The organism is Microcystis sp. M53602_WE12, assembly GCF_030065455.1.
Taxonomy (GTDB): Bacteria; Cyanobacteriota; Cyanobacteriia; order Cyanobacteriales; family Microcystaceae; genus Microcystis; species Microcystis aeruginosa.
In genome coordinates, this window is the sequence record NZ_JASJFB010000460.1 from 1 (window position 1) to 1,560 (window position 1,560).

At 47.3% G+C, this 1,560-nt stretch carries 2 protein-coding genes; both read left to right on the forward strand.

All coding sequences use genetic code 11. From position 1 onward, the window contains the following. Positions 1-797, forward strand: a 797-nt coding sequence (locus tag PX482_RS15340) for an Rpn family recombination-promoting nuclease/putative transposase (protein WP_288122640.1), incomplete at its 5' end; no start/stop codon positions are given. 64 nt (positions 798-861) lie between these two features. Further along, the coding region (locus PX482_RS15345) for a tetratricopeptide repeat protein (protein WP_288122641.1) at positions 862-1,560 on the forward strand (699 nt) is incomplete at its 3' end.

A 1,560-nucleotide genomic window follows, 5' to 3' on the forward strand; every position in this document is an offset into this window, starting at 1 on the left:
ATTTCTATCGATTTTCCTCCGTAGAGGTGAAACAACTATCTTTTCGCATCGATGGAGTCTTTCTACCAGAACGGCAAGATTTACCAATTTATTTTACCGAAGTTCAGTTTCAGAATGATCCGGAGTTTTATGCGCGTTTTTTCGCCGAAATTTTTCTCTATCTCAAACAGACGCAGTTAAAAAACAATTGGCGCGGGGTGGTGATCTATCCGAATCGAAGGGTGGAAAAGGAGAATATAGAGCGATATAGAGAGCTATTACAAGAAACAAGAGTACAAAGGATTTATCTCGAGGAATTAGCCGAGAGTCCACCAGATTCGCTCGGATTAGCGACGCTAGAGTTAGTAAGCTTACCCGAAGCGCAAGTGATCAACCAAGGAAGGGAGTTAATCGCGCGAGTGAGGGAAACGGGGGTAGAAAATCGCCAACAGGAACTTTTAGAATTGATAGAGACGATTTTGATTTACAAGTTGCCGCGGATTAATCGAAAGGAGATAGAAGCTATGTTTAGTTTAAGCGAGTTAAGACAGACGCGTGTGTTTCAGGAGGCCCTAGAGGAAGGTCGCCAAGAAGGTCGCCAAGAAGGTCGCCAAGAAGGTCGTCAAGAAGGTCGCCAAGAAGGTCGCCAAGAAGGGGAAATCATCGGAAAATTAGCTTCTGTTCCCTTATTATTGCGAGCGGGGGTTAATCCCAAGGAAATCGCCGCTTCTCTGGGATTATCTCTCGAACAGGTCTTAGAATTGGCTCGGTCACGCGAAGCGTGCGCGAAGCGTTCGCCGGGAGAGAGCGATCGCTAGGGTATTTTCAGAAGTTCGGCAGTAGAGATATAATTTCCTTATCTTCCTTTTCCGCTTTTCTTCGATGCTATCCTTACTAAAAAAGCTCTGGAATTGGCTAAAATCGCTCTTTATTGGCAGTCCAAAGGCAATTAACCCCAAAGAAGTCAAAAATACTCCTCCAGAACCCAGCGATGGGGAATATGAAGGGATATTGATGGGGTTATTCGAGCAGGTGGCGGCGGGAACCACTACCGGCGGGTTACGGGGATGGCTATACAGTCGCCATTGTGACGATAAAAAGCTGGCGCGGTGGCTAGGGGTCAAAAGCGAGGAATGGCTACAGTATCCGGAAGATTATCAAACTTTAGGGCGGGATCTGGCGGCTTTAGGCAAGGTGATGACGGGAAATCTGGGGGAAGTGTCCCAACGGATTAGCCTCCAGTTACGCGACGCGGTGAGGGATGTTTCCGGTGTGGAGGAGGAAAATCTAGGCCCAAAGGAGACGGATTTAACGGAAGTGGTTCAGGATGCCGCATTCTGGTTTGAGCAAGGATACCAGAAAGCAATCAATGGGGATTTTATCGGCGCGATCGCCTCCTGGGATCGAGCTTTAGAAATTAAACCCGATTACCATGAAGCTTGGTACAACCGAGGGGTTGCGTTAGCTAATTTAGGCAGATTTGAACAAGCGATCGCATCCTACGATCGAGCTTTAGAAATTAAACCCGATCTCCATGAAGCTTGGAACAACCGAGGGGTTGCGTTAGCTAATTTAGGCAGA